2 protein-coding genes are annotated in these 3,118 nt (G+C 70.5%); one reads left to right on the top strand and one right to left on the bottom strand.

Translation table 11 applies throughout. The features are described from left to right. Positions 1-184 precede the first annotated feature (184 nt). Positions 185-958: a putative protein N(5)-glutamine methyltransferase gene (locus tag C1I98_RS37105; RefSeq protein WP_233508512.1), complete on the top strand. Its 774-nt coding sequence runs from the start codon at positions 185-187 to the stop codon at positions 956-958. Between the two features lie 520 nt (positions 959-1,478). Here C1I98_RS37105 and lexA read toward each other — a convergent pair. Continuing rightward, positions 1,479-2,183 (bottom strand): transcriptional repressor LexA, encoded by a 705-nt coding sequence (gene lexA, locus C1I98_RS37100; RefSeq protein ID WP_111171940.1) that lies wholly within the window; start codon positions 2,181-2,183, stop codon positions 1,479-1,481. Positions 2,184-3,118 lie beyond the last annotated feature (935 nt).

The raw sequence follows: 3,118 nt of genomic DNA, 5'->3' as shown, positions 1-3,118 counted from the left end.
TGCCGGGCGGGGAGCGGCTCGGATAGTGTGGCGGTCTCAGCGCGTCGAGGAGGTGAGACCCATTACCGCCAGATCAGGCCGGGTGCTCTCGCCTCGCCGCCGTTCGGCTCGCCCCTCGTAGGGGGCCGGGAGAGCGCCCGTCGGCAATCCGAAAGGCGCTCTTGTGTGGATTCCTCCCTCTCCGTTGCTGTTTCTGCGGTCCGTCGTCATTGCCAGGCTGCGCGCCGCCGGGTGCGTCTTCGCCGAAGACGAGGCCGATCTACTGATCGCCGCCGCCTCCTCTGAGGCCGACCTCTCCGCGTTGGTGGACCGGCGGGTCCAGGGCCTGCCGCTGGAACACGTTCTCGGCTGGGCGGAGTTCTGTGACCTGCGGGTCGCCGTCGATCCGGGGGTGTTCGTGCCGCGCCGCCGTACCGAGTTCCTGGTACGGCGGGCCGCCGCCCTCGCCCCGCCGGATGCCCTCGTGCTCGACCTGTGCTGCGGCTCAGGCGCCGTGGGCGTGGCCCTGACCACCGCCATCCCCGCCGCCGAACTGCACGCCACCGACCTCGACCCCGCGGCGGTCCGCTGCGCCCGCCGCAACTGCGCCCCGGTGGGCGGACAGGTCTACGAAGGCGACCTCTTCGACCCACTGCCATCACGGCTGCGGGGGCGGGTCGACGTTCTGGTGGCCAACGTCCCGTATGTCCCGAGCGACGAGGTCGGATTCCTCCCACCCGAGGCCCGCCACCACGAGCCCCGCATCGCCCTCGACGGCGGCCCGGACGGCCTCGACGTCCTACGCCGAGTGACAACGACAGCCGCGACCTGGCTGTCCCCGGGCGGCCACCTACTGATCGAAACCAGCGAACGCCAGACCACCCCCGCCACAACGGCCATGACCACCGGCGGCCTCACCACCACCGTCGCCCACTCCACCGACTGGAACGCGACAGTGGTGATCGGCACCCTGCTCTGAAGTCACGCCGCCCATAGGGTGCGATCTTGCGGGCCGGAGCCCGGAGTGAGAGCCGGGGTCCTGCACAAAGGCGATCTCACTCACCGCGCACCCCGCCGGGTCTGGTCCCTTCCTGACCTCGACTGCGCCTGAGCGGCAGTGGTTCAGAGCTGGGGCCTGTGCGGACGTGCTACACCTTCCACCGCTGCCACTGTGCGGGTGGGCACGCCCTTCTGTGAGGACTGGCCGACCCGGGGCCGGCTCTCCCTGATCTTCGTAAGGGATGCCCCGTTGACGTCGTTGGGGACCTTGGGGAGCGCTGATCTTGTGCAGGCCGGATTGTGGGTGCGTGAGCATGGGTGCCGTGGCGTGATTGTGGTACGGCGGTTCTCGGCTCTGGCAGGGCCGCTGCGGCAGGGCGACTCTGGTCGTCGGAGTAAGACCGTGCCGGGGGTGCGGCCCGGCGGGGTGCGGGGGAATGCGGCGACGATGGCCGCCACGGCCCTGGAGGGGGGGTGGCGGCCTGCTCGGCGGGGATGGCTCAGAGCTTGCGGAGAACGGCGACGACCTTGCCGAGGACGCTTGCCTCGTCACCGGGGATGGGCTCGTAGTTGGCGTTGTGCGGCACGAGCCACACGTGGCCGTCCTTGCGCTTGAAGGTCTTGACCGTGGCCTCGCCCTCGATCATGGCCGCCACGATGTCGCCGTTGTCGGCCACCGGCTGCTGGCGGACCACGACCCAGTCGCCGTCGGCGATGGCGGCGTCGATCATCGAGTCGCCGGTCACCTGGAGGAGGAACAGCGTGCCCTCGCCGACGAGCTGCTTGGGCAGCGCGAAGACGTCTTCGACGCTCTCCTCTGCCAGAATCGGGCCACCGGCCGCGATGCGGCCGACCAGCGGCACGAAGGCGGCCGTCGGACGGTTGACCGCGGTCTCCTCCGTCGCGGCGTCGGGGTCGACCCAAAGGACCGGCTCGCCGGGGAGGCGCACCTCAAGCGCTCTCGGCCGATGCGGGTCGCGGCGTAGGTAGCCCTTGCGCTGGAGCGCGGTGAGCTGGTGGGAGACGCTCGACGTGCTGGTGAGCTGCACCGCCTCGCCGATCTCGCGCATGGAGGGCGGATATCCCCGCTGCTGCACCGAGTCTCGGATCACCTCGAGGATCTTGCGCTGTCTGGGGGTGAGGCCCAGCGAGTCTCGCCTGCGCACCGCGAGGTCGCTCGCCGCCCCTTCATCACGCCCACTCATGATCTGCCTCCTCGCCTACTGGACCGGCTCGCCGGGCTCACGTGGCTTCCTTCCGGACCGTGGTCTTCATGTCGCACACTGCAACCGTATCTTGAGTGAAGATCATCATCAAACAATTGTTCGACTTGCTCCTCGAAATTATCGGTCGCGTGGTGTACAACATCGTACGGGAGTTCGATCGACACCGTGTTCGATTTGGCGATCTTATACCGGCCGTTTCGACCGGCCGGCCCGTGGGTGGGAGGTCATCATGCGGGCGACGACAACCACGACGACCACAACAACACCAGCCGCGATCCCATGGTCCACCCTCGCACGCCGCGAGTCCCTGCGCCGTGCCGCGGCCCGCCGTTCCGCCGAACGCCGCCGCCAGGCGGCGGCCACGGCGTGGCGAACGCCCGACGTCCGGGCCGCGCCCGGGCCGGACGGGCAAGGGGCGGCCGGGCGGCGAGGCTCCGGCGCGAGGTCCCGGTCCGTAGGCGTGGGCGACGAGACGGCGAAAGTCCCCCGGAGGCAGCCTCCGGCACGGGAGGCAGCACCTGCCACCGGTCGCCGGAGGTCACCCCCGGCCACGGGGATCGGCGGCCCGTCTGGGATGCCGGTCTCCTCTTCGGGTGGTACGGGGCGGTCGAGTAGCCGTGACGGGCGATCTTCGGCTCAGGGTGGAGCGCGTACGGCCGGTGCTCGGAAGTCGCATCCGTTAATGGGGTCTGGCGACGTGCCTGGAATGTCCACCTCCTTCCCAGATGGCGCGGGGCGGCGGTCCCCGGCTCAGGGCGCGGCTCGTACGGCTTCGGGGTACGGCGGCGCGGCTGGGGTGTCTGTGTCCTCCTCGGCCGGTGGTGATGGAGCGGCCGGGGCATCGCGGGTTCGGCCTCGGGCGCGCGCGAGATCGCGTCCGGTTGCGGAGTACGGCGGGGCGTTCGGCTCTGGGG

It is taken from the genome of Spongiactinospora gelatinilytica (assembly GCF_003236385.1).
Classification (GTDB): domain Bacteria; phylum Actinomycetota; class Actinomycetes; order Streptosporangiales; family Streptosporangiaceae; genus Spongiactinospora; species Spongiactinospora gelatinilytica.
The sequence above is the reverse complement of the archived record's forward strand: the minus strand, read 5'-3'. Positions and strand labels throughout refer to the sequence as shown.